Below are 24141 nucleotides of genomic sequence, written 5' to 3' on the forward strand. Positions count from 1 at the left end.
ATGGGATGGGTGTACCGCAGAGTCCGAACACTCCTGGCGGCCAGCCGCAGCAGCCTCTGAGCGGCGCTCAGCCGGTGCCCGGTCAGCCGCCGGTCCAGGGGCCGCCGGTCCAGGGCGCGCCGCCGTTCCCGCACCAGCCGCAGCAGTGGCAACAGACACAGTACTCCTACCCGGGGCCGCCCCCGTTGCAGCAGCCGCCCGCGCCGGACTGGCAGCAACTCGCCGACGAGCGCGAGGCGCAGGCGCGCCGCAAGCGGCTGATGCTCACCCTGGGCATCGGCATCGGCGTGGTGGTGCTCGCCGCGGGCGGGGTCGCCATCGCGCTGCTGAGCCAGGGCAGCGGCGATCCGGACCCGGTCGCCTCCGGCTCGCCCTCCCCCTCCGCTCCGGCCACCGGTTCCGCCAAGCCCTCGGCCTCCGGCTCCGCCAAGCCCTCGGCCAGCCCGTCGCCGGAGAAGCCGCTGCCGCCGGCGATCACCATCGACGCGCTCTTCGCCGACCAGTCGCTCAACATCGGCGGGCACAACTACGTCCGCAAGACCACCGCCACCGACACCCCGTGCTGGAAGGCAACCGGCAACGGCCTCGGCGACGTCCTCAGCAACGCGAACTGCGACCAGCTGATGCGCGGCACCTACTACACCGGCAACACGGCGGTGACGGTGGGCGTCGCGGCCTTCAAGACCGGGGCCGACGCGGCGAAGGCGGGCGGCGGGCTCAAGGGGCAGATCCAGCCGCTGTTCGGCAAGGACGGCGTCGCCGAGTTCTGCCGCAACGTGGCCTGCGCGCTGACCAGCCGGGTCGAGGGCCGCTACCTGGTCTTCACGGTCGCCGGCCCGATCAGCGGCGGGGCCGGCGAGCAGGACCCGGTGGCCCAGAGCTCCGGCAAGGAACTCGACGGCTACTTCGACCAGTTGCTGGCCAAGGGGGCCTGACGGTCGAACGAGGGGGGACGGAACGGATGAACCGCCGATCGTGGTGCCGCGGCGCGGCAGCCCTCGTGCTGCTCGCCGCCGGGGTGTCGTGCTCGGCGCAGTCCGACGGCACCGGCCCGGCCGGCGCGCTGTTCGGCGAGGAGGCGGACCAGTCCACGTCCCCGGCGGCCACCGCGCCGCCGTCCCCCGCGGCATCCGTCCCGCCCACCAAGGACGAGCTGCTCCGCTCCGCCGGCGTGTACTTCGGGGTGAGCACCTACCAGACGCCGCTGGCCGCCGAGACCGACGCGGTCGCGGCGGCGGCCGGCCGGCGGCCGACGATGCTCCAGTACTTCCTGGACTGGCGCAAGGAGTTCGACCCGGCGACGGTGCGGGAGGTCTACCGCCAGGGCGCGGTGCCGATGCTCACCTGGGAGCCCGGCGACGCCCCGTACGAGGCCGACCAGTCCTGGTACGCGACCCGCCGGATCGCCGACGGCGAGTTCGACGCCTACATCACCCGCTTCGCCCGCGGGGTGCGCGACCAGGGGTGGCCGGTGGTGCTGCGGTTCGCGCACGAGATGAACGGCGACTGGTACCCGTGGGCGGCGAACGTGAACGGCAACCGGCCGGGCGACTACGCGGCGGCCTGGCGGCACGTGCACGACGTCTTCGCCCAGGAGCACGCGGACAACGTGATCTGGCTGTGGAGCCCGAACGTGCTGCGCGGGACCTCCGCGGACCTGCAGAGCCTCTACCCGGGCGACGCGTACGTCGACTGGCTGGGCATGGACGGCTACGGCTTCGGCGAGCGCACGGCCTCCGAGGTCCTCGACCAGACCTACGTCCGGCTGCGGGAGATCGCCGACAAGCCGGTGTTCATCTCGGAGACCGGCGCGATGCCCGACCCGGGCAAGCCCGGCTGGATCACCGACCTGTTCCGGTGGATCGCCGACCACCCGAAGGTGCCCGGCTTCGTCTGGTTCGAGCACAGCGTCGAGGAGGGCGGCCGCTACGACTACCGGTTCGCCGCCGACCCGGCCGCCCGCAAGGCGTTCGCGGACGGCCTGGCCACGCTGAAGCTGCGCGGCTGGCCCGCGACGCAGCAGCCCGCGTCCTGACGTCCCTCCGACGCGCACCGTCCTGGCGCGCGCCGTCCTGGCGCCCCGTCCGGCCGCCGCTCAGAGCTTGCGCAGCAGCGCCCGGCGGACCTTGTGGTCCGGCCCCTTCTGGAGCACCAGGGTGGCCCGGCCGCGGGTGGGCAGCACGTTCTCCAGCAGGTTGGGCTTGTTGATGGTCCGCCAGACCTGGCGGCCGTAGTCCATCGCCTCCTCCTCGGGCACCTCGGTGAAGCGCCGGAAGTAGGAGTTCGGGTCCTGGAAGGCGGTCTGCCGCAGCTTGCGGAAGCGGTCCAGGTACCAGGCCTCGATGTCGTCGGTGCGGGCGTCGACGTAGATCGAGAAGTCGAAGTAGTCGGCGACGGCCATCCTGGTCCGGCCGTCGGTGCCGGGCAGGGCCGGCTGGAGCACGTTCAGGCCCTCGACGATCAGGATGTCGGGGCGCTCCACCACCAGCCGCTCGCCCGGCACGATGTCGTACACCAGGTGGGAGTAGACCGGCGCGGTGACCCGGTCCTTGCCGGCCTTCACGTCGGCGACGAAGCGCATCAGCGCCCGCCGGTCGTACGACTCGGGGAAGCCCTTGCGGGCCATCAGGCCGCGCCGGCGCAGCTCCGCGTTGGGCAGCAGGAAGCCGTCGGTGGTGACCAGTTCGACCCGGGGGTGCTCGGGCCAGCGGGCCAGCAGCGCCTGGAGCAGGCGGGCGGTGGTGGACTTGCCGACCGCGACGGAGCCGGCCACGCCGATGATGAACGGGGTGCGCACCCGTTCGGTGTCGGGCGTGTCCAGGAAGCTCCCGATGGCGCCGCGCAGCTCGTGGGTGGCGTGCACGTAGAGGTTGAGCAGCCGGGACAGCGGCAGGTAGACGTCCCGGACCTCGTCGAGGTCCAGGGCGGTGCCGAGTCCGCGCAGGCGCTCGACCTCCTCGGCGGTCAGCGGCAGGGGGGTGCGCTCGCGCAGCGCGCTCCACTCGGCGCGGTCCAGATCCACGTACGGGGAGGGAGTGGGCGCGGGCGGCGCACCCTTCGTACAGAGTTCGGTCAGCACGGTGTCCATTGTGGGCCGTGTCCGGGTCGACGGGTGTTGTGGTGTCGGTCACCCGGCGCGGCCGGCCCGTGCCGCCGCCCCGTGCGGTCACCCGGTGTGGTCATCCGGCGCACCGGGGGCCGAACGTCCGCACTTATGCTGGCGCACATGTGCGGAATTGTTGGATATACCGGGCCTCAGGAGGCCCTCGACGTAGTGATCGCAGGTCTGCGGCGGCTGGAGTACCGGGGCTACGACTCGGCCGGCGTCGCGGTGCAGACCGCAGGAGCCGACGGGCAGTGGCTCCTGTCCACCGACAAGCGGGCCGGAAAGCTCGTCAACCTCGAGAAGTCGCTGGCCGAAACCCCTCTCCCGGCCGGCACCACGGGCATCGGACACACCCGGTGGGCCACCCACGGCGGCCCCACCGACGCCAACGCCCACCCCCACCTGGACGACCACCGCAAGGTCGCGGTGGTCCACAACGGCATCATCGAGAACTTCGCCCGGCTGCGCGCCGACCTCACCGACCGGGGCCACACCCTCCGCTCCGAGACCGACACCGAGGTCGTCGCCCACCTGCTCGCCGAGGCCTACGACGGCGACCTGGCCGAGGCCATGCGCGCCGTCTGCCGCCAGCTCGACGGCGCCTTCACCCTGGTCGCGGTGCACGCCGACGCCCCCGGCACGGTGGTCGGCGCCCGCCGCAACTCGCCGCTGGTGGTCGGCGTCGGCGACGGCGAGAACTTCCTCGCCTCGGACGTCGCCGCGTTCATCGCGCACACCCGCGAGGCGATCGAGCTCGGCCAGGACCAGGTCGTCGAGCTGCGCCCCGAGGGCGTCACGGTGACCGACTTCGACGGCGCCCCCGCCGAGGTCCGCGAGTACCACGTGGACTGGGACGCCTCGGCCGCCGAGAAGGGCGGCTACGACTACTTCATGCTCAAGGAGATCGCCGAGCAGCCGAAGGCCGTCGCCGACACCCTGCTCGGCCGGATCGGCACCGACGGCCGGCTCACCCTCGACGAGCTGCGCATCCCCGACCAGGTGCTGCGCGAGGTCGACAAGGTGGTGATCGTCGCCTGCGGCACCGCGTTCCACGCCGGCATGATCGCCAAGTACGCGATCGAGCACTGGACCCGGGTCCCCTGCGAGGTCGAGGTCGCCAGCGAGTTCCGCTACCGCGACCCGATCATGGACGACCGCACCCTGGTGATCGCCATCTCGCAGTCCGGCGAGACCATGGACACCCTGATGGCGCTGCGGCACGCCCGCGAGCAGGGCGCCAAGGTGCTGGCGATCTGCAACACCAACGGCTCGACCATCCCGCGCGAGTCCGACGCCGTGCTGTACACCCACGCCGGCCCCGAGGTCGCGGTCGCCTCCACCAAGGCGTTCCTGACCCAGCTGGTCGCCTGCTACCTGGTCGCCCTCTACCTGGGCCAGGTGCGCGGCACCAAGTGGGGCGACGAGATCTCCTCCGTCATCCGCGAGCTCGGCGACGCCCCCCGGCAGGTCGAGCAGGTGCTCGGCACCATGGAGCCCGTCCGGGCGCTGGCCCGCTCGCTGGCCGGCGCCCGCTCGGTGCTCTTCCTCGGCCGGCACGTCGGCTACCCGGTGGCCCTGGAGGGCGCGCTCAAGCTCAAGGAGCTCGCCTACATGCACGCCGAGGGCTTCGCGGCCGGCGAGCTCAAGCACGGCCCGATCGCCCTGATCGAGGAGGGCCTGCCGGTGGTCGTGGTGGTGCCCTCGCCGCGCGGCCGCTCGATCCTGCACGACAAGATCGTCTCCAACATCCAGGAGATCCGGGCCCGCGGCGCGCGCACCATCGTGATCGCCGAGGAGGGCGACGAGGCCGTCGTCCCCTACGCCGACCACCTGATCCGCATCCCGGTCACCCCGACCCTGCTCCAGCCCCTGGTCTCCACCGTCCCGCTCCAGGTCTTCGCCTGCGAGCTGGCCACCGCCAAGGGCCACGAGGTCGACCAGCCGCGCAACCTGGCCAAGTCCGTCACGGTCGAGTAGCGCGCGTATCGTCCGTGCCGGTGCGGAGCGCTCCGCACCGGCACGGACGAGGGAGCGGGACGTGATCATCGGGGTCGGCATCGACGTGGCGGACATCGGGCGGTTCGGGGAGTCCCTGGAACGCACCCCCGGGCTGGCCGAACGACTCTTCACCCCCGCCGAACTGACCCTCCCCTCCGGACAGCGCCGCGGCACGGCCTCGCTGGCGGCCCGGTTCGCCGCGAAGGAGGCCGTCGCCAAGGCCCTCGGCGCGCCCCCCGGCCTGCGCTGGGAGGACGCCGAGGTCCGGGTCGAGGAGTCCGGCCGCCCGCTGCTGCACGTCACCGGCACCGTCGAGGCCCGGGCCGCCGCCCTCGGCGTGACCTCCTGGCACCTCTCCCTCAGCCACGACGCGGGCGTCGCCTCGGCGGTCGTCATCGCCGAGGGCTGAGGACGCCGGAGCCGGGGAAGGAGCGGCAGGCCGCCACCAGGGGGCAGGGTGGGAACGGCGGGCCCCGCACCGGGGGCCCCGGCCCCTCCCGGGCCGTCCGCCGAGAACCGCCGAGCACGTCGAGAACCGCCGAGCACGCCGAGAACCGCCGAGCAGGGGAGCCGCCATGCGCCACGCCCACACCGTCGAGCAGGTCCGTTCCGCCGAGGCCGCCCGGATGGCCGGACTGCCGGAGGGCACCCTGATGCAGCGGGCCGCGGCCGGGCTGGCCGCGGTCTGCGCGGGGCTGCTGCCCCGGGTGTACGCGAGCCGGGTGCTGGTGCTGGCCGGCTCCGGGGACAACGGCGGCGACGCGCTGCACGCGGGCGCCCGGCTGGCCCGCCGGGGCGCCCGGGTGGAGGCGCTGCTGCTCGACCCGGCCAAGGCGCACGCCGGGGGGCTGGCCGCGCTGCTGGCGGCCGGTGGCCGGACCACCGCGGACCCGGACGCGTTCACCCGGGCCGACCTGGTGCTGGACGGCGTCGTCGGCATCGGCGGCCGCGGCCCGCTGCGCCCGGCCGCCGCCCCGTTCGCCGAGCTGCCGCGCCGCGGCCGGGTGGTCGCCGTGGACGTCCCCTCCGGCGTCGACCCCGACAGCGGCGAGGTCGCCGGGCCCGCGCTCCGCGCCGACGTCACGGTCTGCTTCGGCACCCACAAGCCCGGCCTCCTGATCGACCCCGGCGCGCGGTACGCGGGCGTCGTCCACCTGGTCGACCTCGGACTCGACCTGCCGCCCGCCCCCGTCGAGTCGCTCCAGCACGCCGACGCGGCCGCGCTGCTGCCCGCCCCCGGCGCGGAGAGCGACAAGTACCGGCGCGGCGTGGTCGGCGTCGCCGCCGGGTCCGCCCGCTACCCGGGCGCGGCCGTGCTGGCCGTCACCGGGGCGCTGTACGGCGGGGCCGGCGCGGTCCGCTACACCGGGCACGCGGCGGCGGAGGTGGTCCGCCGCCACCCCGAGACGCTCGTCACCGAGGACGGCCCGGCCCGCGCCGGGCGGGTGCAGAGCTGGGTGGTCGGCCCGGGCGGCGGCCAGGACGCGGAGCGCGCGCTGCGCGAGGCGCTGGACACCGAGGTGCCCGTCCTGGTCGACGCCGACGCGCTCACCGAACTCGCCCGGCTCGGCCCGTCCGTCCTGGCCGGCCGCCCCGCGCCCGTCCTGCTCACCCCGCACGCCGGGGAGGCCGCCCGGCTGCTCGCGGGCGTCGACGAGTCCTCCGACGCCGAGCAGGTCGCCGCCGGCCGGCTCCGGGCGGCCCGGCTGCTCGCCGCCCGCTACGGGGCGACCGTGCTGCTCAAGGGCTCCACCACGGTGGTCGCCGACCCGGACGGCCGGGCCCGGGTCAACTCCACCGGCACCGGCTGGCTCGGCACCGCCGGCAGCGGCGACGTCCTCTCCGGCCTGACCGGCTCGCTGCTCGCCACCGGGCTCGCCCCGCTGGACGCCGGGTCCGCCGCCGCCTACCTGCACGGCCTGGCCGGCCGCCGCGCGGCGGGCCCCGGCGCCCCGATCACCGCCGTCGACCTCGCCGCGGCCCTGCACCCGGCCTGGGCCTCCCTCGTCGAGTAGCCCGCGGACAGGAGAGCCCCGGCGGGCCTTCGGCGGGCCCCGGCCGCGTTCCGGACCCGCCGTTGCCCGGGCCCCTGACGGGGCTTTCCGCCGCGGTCTGGGAGACTGATACGCGATGACGACTGCGAACACCGCCGGGACGCCCGCGCTGACCCAGGGGGCGCGGGCCGAGGCGACCATCGACCTGGCCGCGCTGCGCGACAACCTGGCCGCGCTGCGCGCCCGCACGGCCGGGCCCGAGCTGATGGCCGTGGTCAAGGCGGACGCCTACGGCCACGGCGCGCTGCGGTGCGCCCGGGAGGCGGTCGCGGCCGGCGCGGGCTGGCTGGGCACCGCCACCCCGGAGGAGGCGCTCGCGCTGCGGGCCGCCGGGATCGGCCCCGAGCAGGCCCGCATCCTGTGCTGGCTGTGGACGCCGGGCGGCCCGTGGGCGCGGGCGCTGCGCGAGTCGGTGGACGTCTCGGTGAGCGGCCAGTGGGCGCTGGACGAGCTGCTGGCGGCCGTCCGGGAGACCGGCGTCCCGGCCCGGGTGCACCTGAAGGCGGACACCGGGCTGGGCCGCAACGGCTGCCAGCCGCGCGACTGGCCGGACCTGGTGGAGAACGCGGTGCGGGCGCAGGCCGAGGGCCTGCTGCGGGTGGTCGGCGTCTGGTCGCACTTCGCGGCGGCCGACGAGCCGGGCCACCCCTCGATCCAGGCCCAGCTCGACCTGTTCGCCCAGGTCCTGGCGTTCGCCGAGCGGGCCGGCGTCGACCCCGAGGTGCGGCACATCGCCAACTCCCCGGCGACGCTGCTGCTGCCGCAGTCGCACTACGACCTGGTCCGGCCGGGCCTGGCCATGTACGGCCTGTCGCCCGTCCCGGAGGTCGGCGGGCCCGCCGACTTCGGCCTGCGGCCGGTGATGTCGCTGTCGGCCCGCCTCGCGCTGGTCAAGCACGTGCCCGGCGGCCACGGCGTCTCGTACGGGCACCACTACACGACGCCGGGCCCGACCACGCTCGGTCTGGTCCCGCTCGGCTACGGGGACGGCGTGCCGCGGCACGCCAGCAACACCGGGCCGGTGCAGATCGTCGCCACCCGCTACCGGGTGGCCGGGCGGGTCGCGATGGACCAGTTCGTCGTCGACCTCGGCGGGGACACCCCGGAGACCGGCGCGGAGGTCCTGCTGTTCGGGGCCGGCGACCGGGGCGAGCCCACCGCCGAGGACTGGGCGGTGGCCTGCGACACCATCGCGTACGAGATCATCACCCGGATCGGGGGCCGGGTCGCCCGACGCTACGTCGGCGGACTGCGGGGGTGAGCGGTGGCTGAGGAGTCCTCTTCCGGCGGGGTGTCCCGGGCCGGGCTGATCGGCATATCGCTGGGCGTGCTGGCCGCCGGGGCCGCCGCCGGGGTGGCCGTGGAACGGCTGACGGTCGGGCGGGCGATGCGCCGGCGGGCCCGCGAGGAGCTCGACGCGGCGGCCGCCTTCGGCTCGCTGCGCGGCACCGCCACCACCGTGCCCGCCGCCGACGGCACCGGACTGTACGTCGAGGTCGACGAGGCCCCGGCGGGCGGCGGGCCGACCGTGGTGTTCTGCCACGGCTACTGCCTCAACCAGGACGGCTGGCACTTCCAGCGGGCCGCGCTGCGCGGCGCGCTGCGCACCGTGTTCTGGGACCAGCGCAGCCACGGCCGCTCCGAGCGCTCCCGCTCGTACGCGGGCGGCGAACCGGCCTCGATCGACCAGCTCGGCGCGGACCTCGAGGCGGTGCTGGACGCGGTCGTCCCCGAGGGGCCGATCGTGCTGGTCGGGCACTCGATGGGCGGCATGACCGTGATGGCGCTGGCCGACCGGCGCCCCGAGCTGTTCGGCCCGGGCGGCCGGGTGGCCGGCGTCGCGCTGATCGGCACCCTGGCGGGCGACTGGGACGCGGTGCCGCTGGGCCTGCCCGCGGTCGGTGCCAAGGTGGTCAAGCGGGTCGTCCCCGGGGTGATACGGCTGCTGGGCCGCCAGGTCGAGCTGGTCGAGGCCACCCGGCGCTGGGGCGCCGACCTGGCCGCGGTCTTCTACCGGCGGTTCTCGTTCGGGAGCCGGGACGTCGACCCGGCGGTCGCCCGGTTCGCCGAGCAGCTGCTGGACGCCACCCCCATCGACGTGGTCGCCGAGTTCTACCCGACCTTCTCCGCGCACGACAAGCGCGCCGCGCTGGCCGCCCTGGACGGCCTGCCCGTCCTGGTGCTGGCCGGCACCAGGGACCTGCTGACCCCGCCCGAGTACTCGGAGGCGATCGCCGCCGCGCTGCCCGGCGCCCGGCTGGTGCTGGTGCCGGACGCCGGGCACCTGGTGATGCTGGAGCGCCCCGGCACCGTCGACCGGGAGCTGGCCGCGCTGCTGGAGCGGGCCGCCGAGCGGGCCGGGACGGGCCCGCTGCCGGAGGCGCTGCGGGAGCTGGTCCGGGAGCGGCCGGAGGGCTGAGCGGCGGGCGCCGCGCGGTGTGGCACCTTAGGGGTGGCCGCATCGATCGAAGAAGGACGCCATGGGTTCGCAGACCACTCTGACCGTCGACACCGCGGAGCGGATGACCGGCCTCGGCCGGCGGCTCGCCGCGCTCCTGCGCCCCGGCGACCTGGTCCTGCTGTCGGGGGAGCTGGGCGCGGGCAAGACCACGCTGACCCGCGGCCTGGGCGAGGGCCTGGGCGTGCGCGGCGCGGTCACCTCGCCGACCTTCGTGATCGCCCGGGTGCACCCCTCGCTGACCGGCGGCCCCGCGCTGGTGCACGTGGACGCGTACCGGCTGGGCGGCGGCCTGGACGAGATGGAGGACCTCGACCTGGACGTGTCGCTGCCCGAGTCGGTGGTCGTCGTCGAGTGGGGCGAGGGCAAGGTCGAGCGGCTGTCCGAGGACCGGCTGGAGATCCGGATCGAGCGGACCCTGGGCGGCGAGGCGGCGGACGCGCTGGGGGAGTCGGACGGGCGGCGGGTCACCCTGACCGGGCTGGGCGGCCGCTGGGACGTCGCGGACCTCACCGGTTTGGGTGAGAACTGAACCGGGTTTCCGACAGCGCGTCGGGAAACGGTTGCGGCGCACCGCGCGGGCGTGATGGGATGGCGTCAGCAGGTTAGGTATGCCTAACTAGGGAGGCGCCCCATGGTGAGCACACCCCCCAGGACCACCGAGGACCGTTCCGCCGCCCCGGCCGCCGTGCCGGAGCGCACCGCCGGGGCACCGGCCGCCGGAGCCACCGCCGCCGGGGCGCCGGCCGCCGCGCCGGTGCCGATGCGCGCCCTGCTGGCGGCCTGCCGGGCCGCCGAGGCCGTCTCCACCCCGCCGGAGCGCCGCGCCGCCTGACCGGACCGCGGCCGGTCAGGCGACCACGACCACCCGGGTGCCGTTCGGCGCGAAGTCCCACAGCGCCTGGCCGTCCGCCCGGGACGCCCGGATGCCGCCGGTCCTGGTCCCCGGGTCCACCGACGGGGCCGGCGCCTTCTCGTCCACCAGCGCGCTGAACCCGAACACCGTGCCGGACTGCTGGGCGAACCGCACCACGTGCTCGATCTGCCGCCCGTCCGTGCCGGTGCCCGAGGCGGTGCGGCTGGTGACGGTGTAGGTGCCCGCCGCGGGCAGCGTGTTGCCCGGCACCACCTTGAACGCGGCCACCACCGGGTCCGGCTTCTTCGGGTCGACCAGCCAGACCTGCTGCGCCTGCAGCGCGAGCACCACCCGCAGGCCCGAACCGGACTCGGCGGGCAGCGGCGGCACGCTCGGCCGGGCGCTCTCCGGGGCGGAGGCCGACGGGGCGGCGCTCGACGCGGACGGCGCCGCCGCGACCGCGCGCGAGGCCGCGCCGTTCGCCTGGAAGGCCAGCAGCCCGATCACCGCCACGGCCCCCAGGGTCAGCCCGCCGACCACCGCACCAGGACCCAGCTTCGCCACGTCAGCTCCTCAACGCTCCGCGTCTCACCTTCGGGAAGGCCCATCGTGCCAGGTGCGGCGCGCGGTTCCGGACTCCTGGCGATCGTGTGTTCCCGACCGGTCCGGGGCGGTGCGGGCCCGCGCGCCGAACCCTCTAACCTTGGACCCGTGCTCCTCCTCGCCTTCGACACCGCCACCCCCGCCGTCACCGCCGCCGTCCACGACGGCGAGCGGGTGCTCGCCGAGTCCTACGAGGTCGACGCCCGCCGGCACGGCGAGCTGCTGCTGCCCACCATCGCGGCCGTGCTGCGCGCCGCCGGCGCGGACAAGCGCGACCTGACCCACCTGGCGGTGGGCGTCGGCCCCGGCCCGTACACCGGCCTGCGGGTCGGCCTGGTCACCGCCGCCGCCCTCGGCGACGCGCTCGGCCTGCCCGTGCACGGCGTCTGCACCCTCGACGCGATCGCCCACCAGGCGCGCGCCGAGGGCCTGGCGGGGGCGTTCGCGGTGGCCACCGACGCCCGGCGCAAGGAGGTCTACTGGGCCTCCTACGACGCCGACGGCACCCGGGTGGGCGGCCCCGCGGTGGACCGCCCGGCCGAGATCGACCCCGGCCCGCGGACGGTCGGCGCGGGCGCCCTGCTGTACGCGCTGCCCGCGGCCAGCGGCCCCGAGCACGTCTCGGCGGGCGCGCTGGCCGACTTCGCGGTCCGCGAGCTGGCCGCCGGCCGGGAGCTGCTGCCGAACGCGCCGCTGTACCTGCGGCGGCCGGACGCCCAGGTCCCCGCCGGGTACAAGGCGGTGCTTCCGGCGTGAGGCGCGTGCGCCGCCCGGAGGGCCACGGCTCGCCGTCCGCGGACCCGGCCGGCCGTGCCCTACCGCTCCGCGCGGTTCGCCGCGCTCTCGCCGGGGCGGTCGGCCGGCGTGGCTAGGTACGCGCTGCGGCCGATGCGGTGGTGGGACATCGAGCCCGTCATGGTGCTGGAGCACCGGCTGTTCCCCGAGGACGCCTGGTCGCGCGGGATGTACTGGTCGGAGCTGGCGGAGGCGTTCCCCGGCGGGAGCCGGCACTACGTGGTGGCCGTCGACGGCGGCGGCGCGCCGGTCGGCTACGCCGGGCTGATGGCGGTCGGCCCGGACAGCGACGTGCAGACCATCGCGGTGGACTCCGAGCACCAGGGGGCGGGGCTCGGGGCACTGCTGCTGGCGGAGCTGGTCGAGGAGTCGGTCCGGCGCGGCTGCGCCGAACTGCTGCTGGAGGTGCGGGTGGACAACCTGCGCGCGCAGCGGCTGTACGAGCGGTTCGGGTTCGAGCCGGTCGGCATCCGGCGGGGCTACTACCAGCCGGCCAACGTGGACGCACTGGTGATGCGTCTGGACCACCTGGCAAGCGACGCAAGTGAAGCAAGCGATCTGAAGGATCATCACAATGGCTGACGAACCCCTCGTCCTCGGCATCGAGACCTCCTGCGACGAGACCGGCGTCGGCATCGTCCGCGGCACCACCCTGCTGGCCGACGCGGTCGCCTCCAGCGTCAACGACCACGCCCGGTACGGCGGCGTCGTCCCGGAGATCGCCAGCCGGGCGCACCTGGAGGCGATGGTGCCGACCATCCGGCGGGCGCTGGACACCGCCGGGGTGAAGGCGAGCGACCTGGACGGCATCGCCGTCACCGCCGGGCCGGGCCTGGCGGGCGCGCTGCTGGTCGGCGTGAGCGCGGCCAAGGCGTACGCGTGGGCGCTGGACAAGCCGCTGTACGGCGTCAACCACCTGGCCTCGCACATCTGCGTGGACCAGCTGGAGCACGGCCGGCTGCCGGAGCCGACGATGGCGCTGCTGGTCTCCGGCGGGCACTCCTCGCTGCTGCTCAGCGGCGACATCACCTCCGACGTGCGGCCGCTGGGCGCGACCATCGACGACGCGGCCGGCGAGGCGTTCGACAAGGTGGCGCGGGTGCTCGGGCTGGGCTTCCCGGGCGGGCCGGTGGTGGACCGGATGGCCCGGGAGGGCGACGGCGCGGCGATCGCCTTCCCGCGCGGGCTGAACAACGCGGGCGACCCCGCGTACGACTTCTCGTTCTCCGGGCTGAAGACCGCCGTGGCGCGCTGGGTGGAGGCCCGGCGGCGGGCCGGCGAGCCGGTGCCGGTGGCGGACGTCGCGGCGTCCTTCCAGGAGGCGGTGACCGACGTGCTGACCCGCAAGGCGGTCCGGGCCTGCAAGGACAACGACGTCGACCACCTGATGATCGGCGGCGGCGTGGCCGCCAACTCCCGGCTGCGCGAGATGGCGCAGCAGCGCTGCGACCGGGCGGGCATCGTGCTGCGGGTGCCGCGGCCGGGCCTGTGCACCGACAACGGCGCGATGGTGGCGGCGCTCGGCGCCGAGATGGTGCGGCGCAATCGCACCCCGTCCTCCTTCGACCTGTCGGCGGACTCCTCGCTGCCGGTCACCGAGACGCACGTGCCGGGCGAGCACGGCGGCTTCCACGCGCACGCGCACGAGGCCCTGAAGTGACCCTGGCGGCCATGTGGGAGGCCCGGGCGGCGGCCGGCCGGGGGGCCGAACTGCACGCCTGGGCCCGGGAGTCCGCGCTGCCCGCGGTGCGCGGCGCGGCCGGCCTGGAGCGGGTCGAGCTGTTCACCGCGCCGGGCGAGCGGGTGCTGCTGATCGCGCTGTGGGCGGGCGAGCCGCGGCCGGTGCCGGAACCGCCCGCGCACCTGCTGGCCCGCCCGGTGCACCGCTGGACCTTCACCCGCACGGACGCGGGGTAGCAACCGGGCAGCCAAATCCGATCGTCCTATGATCGACACGCGTGTCGAGGACGAGCGGGGGACAACCGGTGAAGCAGCGGGTACGGGTCGGGTACGGGGCGGGCGCCCTGGCGGTACTGCTGGCGGCGAGCGGGTGCGGCAGCGGCTCCGGGGCGGCCGACCGGCCCCCCGTCCCGGCCGCGCCGGTCGCCGCCCCCGGCACCCCGGCCCCCTCCGGCACCGGCACCCCGTCGGCCCCCGCGCAGGACGCGGTGCCCGAGGCCGCCTGGGCCAAGTGGGGCCTCAAGCCGATGCCCAAGGCGCCCGCGCCGCCCGCCGACCGGCCGATCAAGCTCACCGGGTCCGGCCAGGTGCCGGTGTTCAGCGAAGTCCCGACCACCGACAAGGTCGTCTTCATCACCCTCGACGACGGGGCCGAGAAGGACCCGAAGTTCGTCGAGATGCTCACCGAACTCAAGGTCCCGGTCACGATGTTCCTGACCAAGGACATCGTCAAGAACGACTACGCCTACTTCAAACCGCTCCAGGCGCTCGGCAACAGCATCCAGAACCACACCGTCAGCCACCCGGTGATGAGCAAGCTCGGCCCCGCCCAGCAGAAGGCCCAGGTCTGCGACGACCAGGCCGCCCTCACCGAGCAGTACGGCACCGCCCCCTACCTGTTCCGCCCGCCCTACGGCGACGGCGCGAACACCCCCGCCCTGAACACCGCCGTCCAGGAGTGCGGGCCGCGCGCCGTCGTGCTCTGGCGGGAGTCCATGCAGATCCACGACATGCAGTACCAGGCCGCCGACAAGAAGCTCCGCAACGGCGACATCATCCTGGCCCACTTCCGCGGCCCGTCCGAGCTCAAGGGCGAGACCATGACCGGGATGTTCGGCGAACTGCTCGCCCGGATCCAGGAGCAGGGCTTCGCGGTCGCCCGCCTCGACGACTACCTGGCCGGGCCCACCGGCTGACCCAGCATCATCACCGGCCCGCCCGCCGTCCGGGCCACGATCACCGTCACCGCGTTCGGCCCGGCCGGCCTCACCTGCCGCCGCAGCTCCTCCGGCACCACCGACGCCCCGCGCTTCTTGATCACCACGGTGCCGATCCGGCGCTCCCGCACCAGCGCCCGCAGCCGCTTGACCTGGAACGGCAGCACGTCGGTCAGCTCGTACGCCTGCGCGTACGGCGTCGGGCGCAGCTCGTCCGAGGTGACGTACGCGATCATCGGGTCGATCAGCCGGCCGCCCGTCAGCTCCGCCACCTCCGCGACCATCCGGCCCCGGATCACCGCCCCGTCCGGCTCGTACAGGTAGCGCCCCACCGGGCCCACCGGCGGGTCCGGCAGCGCGCCGCCGGACAGCGAGTGCGGGCCCGGCAGCAGCGTCGCCCGGTACGGCTCGGCGGCGGCCGTGCCGAACCACAGCACCGCCTCCTTGACCTCGCCGCGGTCCGACACCCACTCCGCCTCGGCGCCCGCCGGGACCAGCTCGTGCGGGATGCCCGGCGCCACCTTCAACGCCCCGAACGGGGTGCGCCGGGCCGCCTCCACCGCCCAGGACAGCGGCGGCGAGTACGCCTCCGGGTCGAACACCCGGCCCTTCGAGGTGCGCCGCGCCGGGTCGGTGAACACCGCGTCGAAGCCCGCGGTGTCGACGTCCGCGACGTCCGCGCGGCGCACCTCGACCAGCTCCGCCACGCCCAGCGCCGCCGCGTTCGCCCGCGCCACCTCGCAGGTCAGCTCGTCCCGGTCCACCGCCAGCACCGCGATCCCGGCCCGGGCCAGCGCGATCGCGTCCCCGCCGATCCCGCAGCACAGGTCGGCCAGCCGCCGCACCCCCAGCGCCGCGAACCGCCCCGCCCGCCACTCGGCCACCGACCGCCTGGTCGCCTGCTCCACCCCGTGCCGGGTGAAGTACATCGACGCCGCGTCCGCCCCGAACTTCGCCTCCGCCCGCTGCCGCAACCGGGCCTGCTCGAACGCCGCCCGCACCAGCTCCGCCGGGTACTCCCGCCGCATCCTGGTCGCCAGCGCCAGCTCCCCGGCCGCCGTGAACCCCCGCAACTCGGCCAGCAGCGCCTGCCCCTGCTCGGTCAGCAGCGCCCGGAACGACTCGATCTCCACCGCACCATTGTCGCGGCTCCGGTCAGCGCGCCGGCACCGCGAGCACGGCCGCCGCCAGCGCGGGCCCGGCCAGCCCCACCGCCAGCGGCGCGATCCGGTAGCCCCGCCGGGCGGTCACCACCACCGACGCCACCGGCACCCCCAGCCCCAGCGCCGTCACCGCGCCGCACAGCAGCACCGCCAGGCCCGCCCCGCCCCCGCGCTCCCCGGCCCCGGCCAGCGCGAACACCAGCACCATGACCGCGTAGGGCACCGCGCACAGCAGCGGCACCGCCAGCGCCAGCAACCACACCGCGTGCCACACGTCCCGCCCCGTGGAGGGGCGCTCCTTCGTCATGTCCCGATCGTCGCAAGGGGATTCGCGCGCCGCCTGAGTACCCGTACTCGGAACCGACCGGGTCGAACGGAAACTCGGACGCGACTTCGTTGGCACTCTGGTTGACTGAGTGCTAACGGCGTCCTAAGGTCATACCTGGCACTCCCCCCAGGGAGAGTGCTAACGCGATGAAGCGTGTCCGACCCCCGCGACGGCGGCCGCGCGCAATCGCCACCTACCTGTTAGACAACCCCGTAATCTCCGAAGGGGAGCTCGGACGTGACCACCAGCAGCAAGGTTGCCATCAAGCCGCTCGAGGACCGCATCGTGGTCCAGCCGCTCGACGCCGAGACCACCACCGCCTCCGGCCTGGTGATCCCGGACACCGCCAAGGAGAAGCCCCAGGAGGGCGTCGTCCTGGCCGTCGGCCCGGGCCGCTTCGAGGACGGTCAGCGTCTGCCGCTCGACGTCGCCGTCGGTGACATCGTCCTGTACTCGAAGTACGGCGGCACCGAGGTGAAGTACCAGGGCGAGGAGTACCTCGTCCTCTCGGCCCGCGACGTCCTCGCGATCATCGAGAAGTAAAGACGTCCGACAACTAGACGTCCCAGCCCGCCCCGGATCCGTGTCGCACTGACAGGGGCCCGGGGCGCGGTTGTTGCTCCACGTACGCAGACCTACCCCTGAGGAAACGGGATCATGGCGAAGACCCTGCAGTTCGACGAGGACGCCCGCCGCTCGCTGGAGCGCGGCGTCAACAAGCTGGCCGACACCGTCAAGGTGACCATCGGCCCCAAGGGCCGCAACGTCGTCATCGACAAGAAGTTCGGCGCCCCCACCATCACCAACGACGGTGTGACCATCGCCCGCGAGGTCGAGCTCGACGACCCGTACGAGAACCTCGGCGCGCAGCTGGTCAAGGAGGTCGCCACCAAGACCAACGACGTCGCGGGCGACGGCACCACCACCGCCACCGTGCTCGCCCAGGCCCTGGTCAACGAGGGCCTGCGCAACGTCGCCGCCGGCGCCGGCCCGGCCGCCCTGAAGAAGGGCATCGACAAGGCCGTCGCCGCCGTCTCCGAGCACCTGCTCTCGGTGGCCCGCGAGATCGAGGGCAAGGACGACATCGCCGCCGTCGCCTCCCTCTCCGCCCAGGACACCCAGGTCGGCGAGCTGATCGCCGAGGCGATCGACAAGGTCGGCAAGGACGGTGTGATCACCGTCGAGGAGTCCAACACCTTCGGCGTCGAGCTCGAGTTCACCGAGGGCATGCAGTTCGACAAGGGCTACCTGTCCCCGTACTTCGTCACCGACGCGGAGCGCCAGGAAGCCGTCCTGGAGGACCCGTACGTCCTGATCAACCAGGGCAAGATCTCCTCCATCCAGGAGCTCCTGCCGCTGCTGGAGAAGGTCCTGCAGGCCGGCGGCTCCCGCCCGCTGCTGATCATCGCCGAGGACGTCGACGGCGAGGCGCTCTCCACCCTGGTGGTCAACAAGATCCGCGGCACCTTCAACGCGGTCGCGGTCAAGGCCCCCGGCTTCGGCGACCGCCGCAAGGCCATCCTCGGCGACATCGCCACCCTCACCGGCGGCCAGGTCGTCTCCGAGGAGGTCGGCCTCAAGCTCGACCAGGTCGGCCTGGAGGTGCTCGGCAGCGCCCGCCGGATCACCGTCACCAAGGACGAGACCATCGTCGTCGACGGCGCCGGCGACTCCGCCGAGGTCGCGGGCCGGGTCGCCCAGATCAAGGCCGAGATCGCCAACACCGACTCCGACTGGGACCGCGAGAAGCTCCAGGAGCGCCTCGCCAAGCTGGCCGGCGGCGTCTGCGTGATCAAGGTCGGCGCGGCCACCGAGGTCGAGCTCAAGGAGCGCAAGCACCGCCTGGAGGACGCCATCTCCGCGACCCGCGCCGCGGTCGAGGAGGGCATCGTGGCCGGCGGTGGCGCCTCGCTGGTGCACGCCGCGAAGGTCCTGGAGGACGGCCTCGGCCTGACCGGCGACGAGGCCACCGGTGTCGCCGTGGTCCGCAAGGCGCTCGCCGAGCCGCTGCGCTGGATCGCCCAGAACGCCGGCCTGGAGGGCTACGTCATCACCTCCAAGGTCGCCGACCTGGAGCCCGGCCAGGGCTACAACGCCGCCACCGGCGAGTACGGCGACCTGGTCAAGGCCGGCGTCATCGACCCGGTCAAGGTCACCCGCTCCGCCCTGGAGAACGCCGCTTCCATCGCCTCCCTGCTGCTCACCACCGAGACCCTCGTGGTGGAGAAGAAGGAAGAGGAAGAGGGCGCCGGCCACGGCCACTCGCACGGCGGCCACGGCCACAGCCACTGAAGCACCGAGCGCTAGCCGCTGAGGCGGCGCAGCGAAAGCAGGGGCGCGAGGAACTGCGCGACCGGCCCCGCACCCCCGTGGTGCGCGGCCCGGACCGCCGGGACCTCGCGCCCCTGCTTTCGCGTTCCCGGCGCACTTCGCGCCTCCCCTACAGTTGACGGCGTGATCGAAGCCCGCCACCTCCGCGTCCTGCACGCCGTCGCCCGGACCGGGTCGTTCTCCGCCGCCGCGCGGGAGCTGGGGTGCACGCAGCCCGCGGTGAGCCAGCAGATGAAGGCGCTGGAGAAGGCGGTGGACACCCCGCTGGTGGTGCGGTCGGGGCGGGAGATGCAGCTGAGCGAGGCCGGGCGGGTGCTGCTGCGGCACGCGGACGGCATCCTCGCGGGGCTCTCGGCCGCCGAGGAGGAGGTCGCGGCGATCGCCGGGCTGCGGGCGGGGCGGGTGCGGCTGGTCTCGTTCCCGACGGCCAGTTCGACCCTGGTGCCGCGGTCGGTGGCCCAGGTGCGGGCGGCCCACCCGGGGGTGCGGGTCTCGCTGGTGGAGGCGGAGCCGACCCAGGCGCTGGCGATGCTGCGCGGCGGCGAGTGCGAGGTCGCGCTGGCCTTCCGCTACCCGGACTCGCAGGGCGGGCTGAGCCTGCCGTCCCCGCACGCGACGCTGCGCGAGGCGCGGGCCGAGGCGGCGCTGGAGGCGGCGGCGACGGCGGCCGCGAACGACTGGTCCGAGCTGGTGGTGCGCCCGCTGCTGGACGATCCGCTGGTGGGCCTCGTCCCGGCGGGCCACCCGCTGGGGGGCCGGGGCGAGGGCGACCCGGTGGACCTGGCGGAGCTGGCGGCCGAGCAGTGGATCGCGGGCTGCCCGCAGTGCCGGGGCCACCTGGTGGAGCTGTGCGCGGACGCGGGCTTCGCGCCGGCCATCGAGTTCGCCACGGACGACTACCCGGCGGTGGTGGGCCTGGTCGGCGCGGGCCTGGGGGTGGCGGTGCTGCCGGGGCTGGCGCTGGAGTCGGTGCGGCACCCGGGGGTGGCGGCCGTGCCGGTGCGGGTGGCCTCGGGCGAGCCGGCCCGGCGCGAGGTGGTGGCGCTGACCCTGCCGGACCTGGCGGAGGTCCCGGCGGTGGCGCTGATGCTGGACCAGCTCGCGGCGTCGGCCGCGGCCCGCTGAGCGCGGCGCCGACCGGGGACGGGCGGGCGACGCGTCCGGGTGGCGCGGCCGGGGACGCGGGCCGCGGCGGCGGGGACGGCCGCTGCGGTGCGGGGGACCGGCGGGAGCGGCGGCGGATCAGCGCCGGACGGTCTGCGGCATCGCCAGCGGGACCTCGGCCAGCCGGTTGCGGGAGCGGCCGAGCAGCTCCTCGCGTTCGTCCTCGGTCATGCCGCCCCAGACCCCGTAGGGCTCGCGGACGGCGAGGGCGTGGGCCGCGCACTTGACGCGCACCGGGCAGCGCATGCAGACCTCCTTGGCGCTCGTCTCGCGGGAGGTCCGGGCCGCGCCGCGTTCGCCCTCGGGGTGGAAGAACAGTGAGCTGTCGACGCCGCGGCAGGCGGCGGAGAGCTGCCAGTCCCAGAGGTCTGCGTTGGGGCCGGGGAGGCGGGAGAAATCTGCCATGGCTCATTCCCTTCATGGCTCGGGACCCGGCGGCCGGCCGCGACTGTCGCGGCGAGGCGGCACCGGGCCGGTACGGACACCTGGAAATATGACTTACGCCCACTACACCGACAAGTCACCCACAGTCCGACGAATCAGTCAATGACCTGACAGAAGCTATAAAAACGGACAAAAGGGGCAAGAGGTTTGAACCCGGATGCTGCGTCGATCGGGTGTCCCGCCGGGCGCGGACCGCCTCCGGAGGGCGCGCGCGGCGCGGGCACCGCGCGCGAGCTGCACAAAAGTGCGGCGTGTGCACCGCGAGGTGGCTCTTGCGTGATGGGTTGGCCACGTACAGTGGTGGAGATGGACGTGAAGCCGTAACTCATTCGAGTGACGGTCGTTGGATGTGCGGAGGCGGTCAGAGGGCGCAGGACATCGGGACCGGTCGCGCAGCGAGGCGATCGGAACGGGTCCGTCCCGGGGCCGTGTCGGAGAGGTTCGTACCAGCCAGGAGGCTCAACGTGACGCGGATCTGCTGCGGAGGACGACGGTCATGACATCCGTACTCGTCTGCGACGATTCCCCGCTCGCCCGGGAGGCGCTTCGCCGCGCGGTGGCGACCGTGCCCGGCGTGGACCGGGTGACCACTGCGACGAACGGTGAGGAGGTCCTCCGCCGCTGGGTGGCCGACCGTTCCGATCTCGTTCTGATGGACGTCCGGATGCCCGGCCTCGGCGGGGTGGAGACGGTCCGCCGGCTGCTGTCGGCCGACCCGGGCGCCCGGATCATCATGCTCACCGTCGCCGAGGACCTGGACGGCGTGGCCCTCGCGGTCGCCGCCGGGGCCCGCGGCTACCTGCACAAGGACGCCTCGCGCGCCGAGCTGCGGGCCACCGTCACCCAGGCGCTGGCCGACCCGACCTGGCGCCTGGCGCCGCGCCGGCTCCGCAGCCCGGACATGGGCGCCGCGCCGACCCTGACGGCCCGTGAGATCCAGGTGCTGGAGGGGATGAGCCACGGCCGCTCCAACGCCGAGATCGGCCGCGAGCTGTTCCTGTCCGAGGACACCGTGAAGACGCACGCCAGGCGGCTGTTCAAGAAGTTGGGCGCCTCGGACCGCGCGCACGCGGTGGCGCTGGGCTTCCGTTGGGGCCTGGTCCGCTGAGCGGACGCGCGAACTGCGCTCGCTCGGACGTGTGACGTTGTGGTCCCGAGGCTGCACCATGGAGTAGTGGAGCACCTCGGGGACCAGCGGACAGGCAGGGGAGGCGGCACGGTGCACGCGGCGACGGATAACGTTCCGATGCACAAGTCCGGACGCGGTGCCGCGTTTTCCGGCCCGACCAGGCACCATGGACCGATGCGTGACGACGAGGAGGCCGCCGGGCCCGACCCGGTGCAGCCCGCCCCCGGGGGTGCGGCTGCCGATCCGTCGTCGGCACCGGGCGGTCCGTTGACCGGACCCGACGGCCCGTCGGGAGCGGCGGCCCGCCCGCCCGTGCTCGGCGCGGGGACGTCGCCCGAGGTGGCCGAACTGGTCGCGGCGGCGGTCCGCGGCGACGGCCCGGCGATCGAGGCGCTGCTCGGCTACGTGCTCCCGCTGGCCCTGCGCTACTGCCGCGGCCGGCTGGTCCGGCTGCCCGGCGGGGCCCGGCACCACGTGGACGACGTGGCCCAGGAGGTGTGCGTCGCGGTGCTCTGCGCGCTGCCCCGCTACCGGGACACCGGGCGCCCGTTCGAGGCCTTCGTGTACGGGATCGCCGCGCACAAGATCGCCGACCTCCAGCGGGCCGCGATGCGCGGGCCCGGCTCGACGGTGATCCCGCCGGACGACCTGCCGGAGACGCCGGACGACTCGCTCGGCCCCGAGGAGCGGGCGCTGCTCTCCAGCGACGCCGAGTGGATCAAGGAGCTGCTGTCCTACCTGCCGGCCCGCCAGCGCGAGCTGGTGCTGCTGCGGGTGGCGGACGGGCTGTCGGCGGAGGAGACCGGCGAGGTGCTCGGGATGTCCCCGGGCGCGGTGCGGGTGGCCCAGCACCGGGCGCTGTCCCGGCTGCGGGCGCTGGCGGAGGAGAGCGGCTGAACCCCGGCCGGTCCTTCCGGTCCTCCCCCCCCGGCCCGTCGGCCGGTGTGCCCGTCCGTGCTGCTGGACGCGCGTGGACCGCGCGGAATGAAGCGCGGCCGGGCGGGCGTTGTCAAGAGGGCGCGACGACCTACCCCGCGTCACCAGTACCATGGGGTATCGGCGCCTGGTCGGGTCGCCAAAGTTTCTCCGGTGCGCGCGGGGTCCCTTCGGAGGTTCCTCCAGCGCGCCGGGCGTCTTGGCGGCCGGTGACAGCCGGGCGCCCGTGCGCAGAACGACGGCCCGCCACGGAAGGTTCCCCATGTCTTACAACGCCGCCGGCGTACCCGAGAAGTTCGCGATGCTCGGACTCACGTACGACGACGTCCTGCTGCTGCCCGGGGCCTCCGAGGTGCTGCCCAACCAGGTGGACACCTCCTCGCGGATCTCCCGGAACGTGCGGGTCAACATCCCGCTGCTGTCCGCGGCGATGGACAAGGTCACCGAGTCCCGGATGGCGATCGCGATGGCCCGCCAGGGCGGCGTCGGCGTCCTGCACCGCAACCTCTCGATCGAGGACCAGGTCAACCAGGTCGACCTGGTGAAGCGGTCCGAGTCCGGCATGGTCACCGACCCGATCACGGTCGGCCCGGAGGCGACGCTGGCCGAGGCGGACGCGCTGTGCGCCCGGTTCCGGATCTCCGGCGTGCCGGTGGCCACGGCCGAGGGCAAGCTGCTGGGCATCGTCACCAACCGCGACATGGCCTTCGAGACCGACCGCAGCCGCAAGGTCGCCGACATCATGACGCCGATGCCGCTGATCACCGGCAAGGTCGGCATCTCCGGCGAGGACGCGGTCGGGCTGCTGCGCCGCCACAAGATCGAGAAGCTGCCGCTGGTCGACGACGAGGGCCGGATCAAGGGCCTGATCACCGTCAAGGACTTCGTCAAGGCCGAGAAGTACCCGAACGCCGCCAAGGACGCCGAGGGCCGGCTGCTGGTGGGCGCCGCCGTCGGCGCCTCCGCCGAGGCCTTCGACCGCGCCCAGGCGCTGGTCGGCGCGGGCGTGGACTTCCTGGTCGTCGACACCTCGCACGGGCACTCGCACAACGCGCTGTCCTGGATCTCCAAGATCAAGTCCGCCGTGCCGGTGGACGTGGTCGGCGGCAACGTCGCCACCCGGGACGGCGCGCAGGCGCTGCTGGACGCCGGCGTGGACGGCGTGAAGGTCGGCGTCGGCCCCGGCTCGATCTGCACCACCCGCGTGGTCGCCGGCGTCGGCGTCCCGCAGGTCACCGCGATCTACGAGGCCGCGCAGGCCTGCCAGGACGCGGGCGTCCCGATCATCGGCGACGGCGGCCTCCAGTACTCCGGCGACATCGGCAAGGCGCTGTGCGCCGGCGCCGACACCGTGATGCTCGGCTCGCTGCTGGCCGGCTGCGAGGAGTCGCCCGGCGAGCTGCTCTTCATCAACGGCAAGCAGTTCAAGTCGTACCGCGGCATGGGCTCGCTGGGCGCGATGCAGACCCGCGGCCAGGCGAAGTCCTTCTCCAAGGACCGCTACTTCCAGGCCGAGGTCTCCTCGGACGAGAAGCTGATCGCCGAGGGCATCGAGGGCCAGGTGCCCTACCGCGGCCCGCTCTCCGCGGTGCTGTTCCAGCTGATCGGCGGCCTGCGGCAGACCATGGGGTACGTGGGCGCGGCGAGCATCGAGGAGATGCAGACCAAGGGCCGGTTCGTCCGGATCACCTCGGCGGGCCTCAAGGAGAGCCACCCGCACGACATCCAGATGACCGTCGAGGCGCCGAACTACAACGCGCGCTGAGACGCCTCCGCCGTACGGGACCCGCCCGGGCCGCAGCTGACGCGGCCCGGGCGGGTCCCCGCCGTCCGGGGGAGCGGGTGCGCCCCTGGCGGGGCCGGTGGGGAGGGTGCGGGA

25 protein-coding genes are annotated in these 24141 nt (G+C 74.6%); 20 read left to right on the plus strand and 5 right to left on the minus strand.

Features of this window, described 5'->3' with window-relative positions; all coding sequences use genetic code 11:
• Positions 1–74: 74 nt before the first annotated feature.
• Positions 75–935 carry a hypothetical protein gene (locus ACIQVD_RS21935; RefSeq protein WP_402291216.1) on the plus strand — a complete coding sequence of 287 codons (861 nt, stop codon included), beginning with the start codon at positions 75–77 and terminating at the stop codon, positions 933–935.
• A 26-nt stretch (positions 936–961) separates the two neighbouring features.
• Positions 962–2035, plus strand: coding sequence for a glycoside hydrolase family 26 protein (locus tag ACIQVD_RS21940; RefSeq protein WP_402291218.1), 1074 nt, complete (start codon positions 962–964; stop codon positions 2033–2035).
• Positions 2036–2095: 60 nt separating this feature from the next.
• Here ACIQVD_RS21940 and coaA read toward each other — a convergent pair whose 3' ends face one another.
• Entirely contained in the window at positions 2096–3088 is a 993-nt protein-coding gene (gene coaA / locus ACIQVD_RS21945; protein ID WP_111554935.1) for a type I pantothenate kinase, read from the minus strand.
• A gap of 138 nt (positions 3089–3226) precedes the next feature.
• Between coaA and glmS the strand changes: the two genes are divergently transcribed.
• The 7 genes from glmS to ACIQVD_RS21980 all read left to right on the plus strand — a co-directional run bounded on the left by glmS (position 3227) and on the right by ACIQVD_RS21980 (position 10451).
• Complete coding sequence (gene glmS / locus ACIQVD_RS21950) at positions 3227–5083, plus strand: glutamine--fructose-6-phosphate transaminase (isomerizing) (protein ID WP_400687580.1); 1857 nt, start codon at positions 3227–3229, stop codon at positions 5081–5083.
• Positions 5084–5144: 61 nt separating this feature from the next.
• Entirely contained in the window at positions 5145–5513 is a 369-nt protein-coding gene (locus tag ACIQVD_RS21955) for a holo-ACP synthase (protein ID WP_100837848.1), read from the plus strand.
• Between the two features lie 166 nt (positions 5514–5679).
• Positions 5680–7119 carry an NAD(P)H-hydrate dehydratase gene (locus ACIQVD_RS21960; protein WP_402291220.1) on the plus strand — a complete coding sequence of 480 codons (1440 nt, stop codon included), beginning with the start codon at positions 5680–5682 and terminating at the stop codon, positions 7117–7119.
• A 115-nt stretch (positions 7120–7234) separates the two neighbouring features.
• Positions 7235–8419: an alanine racemase gene (alr, locus tag ACIQVD_RS21965; protein ID WP_402291222.1), complete on the plus strand. Its 1185-nt coding sequence runs from the start codon at positions 7235–7237 to the stop codon at positions 8417–8419.
• A gap of 3 nt (positions 8420–8422) precedes the next feature.
• Positions 8423–9577, plus strand: coding sequence for an alpha/beta fold hydrolase (locus ACIQVD_RS21970; RefSeq protein WP_402291224.1), 1155 nt, complete (start codon positions 8423–8425; stop codon positions 9575–9577).
• 61 nt (positions 9578–9638) lie between these two features.
• Positions 9639–10148 carry a tRNA (adenosine(37)-N6)-threonylcarbamoyltransferase complex ATPase subunit type 1 TsaE gene (tsaE, locus tag ACIQVD_RS21975; RefSeq protein WP_402291226.1) on the plus strand — a complete coding sequence of 170 codons (510 nt, stop codon included), beginning with the start codon at positions 9639–9641 and terminating at the stop codon, positions 10146–10148.
• 102 nt (positions 10149–10250) lie between these two features.
• On the plus strand, positions 10251–10451 hold the full coding sequence (locus ACIQVD_RS21980; protein WP_402291228.1) for a hypothetical protein: 201 nt from the start codon (positions 10251–10253) through the stop codon (positions 10449–10451).
• 15 nt (positions 10452–10466) lie between these two features.
• On the opposite strand, the gene ACIQVD_RS21985 is transcribed toward ACIQVD_RS21980, so the two are convergent.
• Entirely contained in the window at positions 10467–11036 is a 570-nt protein-coding gene (locus tag ACIQVD_RS21985; protein WP_400687256.1) for a L,D-transpeptidase, read from the minus strand.
• Positions 11037–11183: 147 nt separating this feature from the next.
• Here ACIQVD_RS21985 and tsaB point away from each other — a divergent pair, with 147 nt between their 5' ends.
• The 5 genes from tsaB (at position 11184) to ACIQVD_RS22010 (ending at position 14746) form a co-directional block, all read left to right on the plus strand.
• Positions 11184–11831, plus strand: coding sequence for a tRNA (adenosine(37)-N6)-threonylcarbamoyltransferase complex dimerization subunit type 1 TsaB (tsaB, locus tag ACIQVD_RS21990; protein ID WP_402291230.1), 648 nt, complete (start codon positions 11184–11186; stop codon positions 11829–11831).
• Positions 11832–11963: 132 nt separating this feature from the next.
• Positions 11964–12452, plus strand: coding sequence for a ribosomal protein S18-alanine N-acetyltransferase (gene rimI / locus ACIQVD_RS21995; protein ID WP_100837855.1), 489 nt, complete (start codon positions 11964–11966; stop codon positions 12450–12452).
• Positions 12445–13530, plus strand: coding sequence for a tRNA (adenosine(37)-N6)-threonylcarbamoyltransferase complex transferase subunit TsaD (gene tsaD / locus ACIQVD_RS22000; protein ID WP_402291232.1), 1086 nt, complete (start codon positions 12445–12447; stop codon positions 13528–13530). Before rimI ends, tsaD begins: the two co-directional genes overlap by 8 nt.
• Before the next feature lie 11 nt (positions 13531–13541).
• Positions 13542–13787: a hypothetical protein gene (locus ACIQVD_RS22005; RefSeq protein WP_400687250.1), complete on the plus strand. Its 246-nt coding sequence runs from the start codon at positions 13542–13544 to the stop codon at positions 13785–13787.
• A gap of 68 nt (positions 13788–13855) precedes the next feature.
• Complete coding sequence (locus ACIQVD_RS22010) at positions 13856–14746, plus strand: polysaccharide deacetylase family protein (protein WP_400687248.1); 891 nt, start codon at positions 13856–13858, stop codon at positions 14744–14746.
• On the opposite strand, the gene ACIQVD_RS22015 is transcribed toward ACIQVD_RS22010, so the two are convergent.
• Both ACIQVD_RS22015 and ACIQVD_RS22020 read right to left on the minus strand, forming a co-directional pair.
• A complete protein-coding gene (locus ACIQVD_RS22015) occupies positions 14722–15900 on the minus strand; it encodes a methyltransferase domain-containing protein (RefSeq protein ID WP_400687246.1) in 1179 nt (392 codons plus the stop codon). The two genes, ACIQVD_RS22010 and ACIQVD_RS22015, sit on opposite strands and share 25 nt — an antisense overlap.
• Positions 15901–15922: 22 nt before the next feature.
• Positions 15923–16237 (minus strand): hypothetical protein, encoded by a 315-nt coding sequence (locus ACIQVD_RS22020; RefSeq protein ID WP_402291234.1) that lies wholly within the window; start codon positions 16235–16237, stop codon positions 15923–15925.
• A gap of 258 nt (positions 16238–16495) precedes the next feature.
• Here ACIQVD_RS22020 and groES point away from each other — a divergent pair, with 258 nt between their 5' ends.
• The 3 genes from groES to ACIQVD_RS22035 all read left to right on the plus strand — a co-directional run bounded on the left by groES (position 16496) and on the right by ACIQVD_RS22035 (position 19714).
• Positions 16496–16801, plus strand: coding sequence for a co-chaperone GroES (gene groES, locus ACIQVD_RS22025; RefSeq protein ID WP_014136232.1), 306 nt, complete (start codon positions 16496–16498; stop codon positions 16799–16801).
• A 114-nt stretch (positions 16802–16915) separates the two neighbouring features.
• Positions 16916–18550: a chaperonin GroEL gene (gene groL / locus ACIQVD_RS22030; protein ID WP_400687242.1), complete on the plus strand. Its 1635-nt coding sequence runs from the start codon at positions 16916–16918 to the stop codon at positions 18548–18550.
• Between the two features lie 162 nt (positions 18551–18712).
• Positions 18713–19714 (plus strand): LysR family transcriptional regulator, encoded by a 1002-nt coding sequence (locus ACIQVD_RS22035; protein ID WP_400687240.1) that lies wholly within the window; start codon positions 18713–18715, stop codon positions 19712–19714.
• Between the two features lie 117 nt (positions 19715–19831).
• Here ACIQVD_RS22035 and ACIQVD_RS22040 read toward each other — a convergent pair whose 3' ends face one another.
• Positions 19832–20158 (minus strand): WhiB family transcriptional regulator, encoded by a 327-nt coding sequence (locus ACIQVD_RS22040; protein WP_400687238.1) that lies wholly within the window; start codon positions 20156–20158, stop codon positions 19832–19834.
• 535 nt (positions 20159–20693) lie between these two features.
• Between ACIQVD_RS22040 and ACIQVD_RS22045 the strand changes: the two genes are divergently transcribed.
• From ACIQVD_RS22045 to guaB, 3 genes are all read left to right on the plus strand, one after another.
• Complete coding sequence (locus tag ACIQVD_RS22045) at positions 20694–21305, plus strand: response regulator transcription factor (protein WP_014136228.1); 612 nt, start codon at positions 20694–20696, stop codon at positions 21303–21305.
• 195 nt (positions 21306–21500) lie between these two features.
• Positions 21501–22223, plus strand: a complete 723-nt coding sequence (shbA, locus tag ACIQVD_RS22050; protein ID WP_400687236.1) for an RNA polymerase sigma factor ShbA — start codon at positions 21501–21503, stop codon at positions 22221–22223.
• A 301-nt stretch (positions 22224–22524) separates the two neighbouring features.
• Positions 22525–24027: an IMP dehydrogenase gene (gene guaB / locus ACIQVD_RS22055; protein ID WP_400687234.1), complete on the plus strand. Its 1503-nt coding sequence runs from the start codon at positions 22525–22527 to the stop codon at positions 24025–24027.
• The last annotated feature ends 114 nt before the right edge of the window (positions 24028–24141 follow it).

It is taken from the genome of Kitasatospora sp. NPDC090308 (assembly GCF_044769485.1).
GTDB lineage: Bacteria > Actinomycetota > Actinomycetes > Streptomycetales > Streptomycetaceae > Kitasatospora > Kitasatospora fiedleri.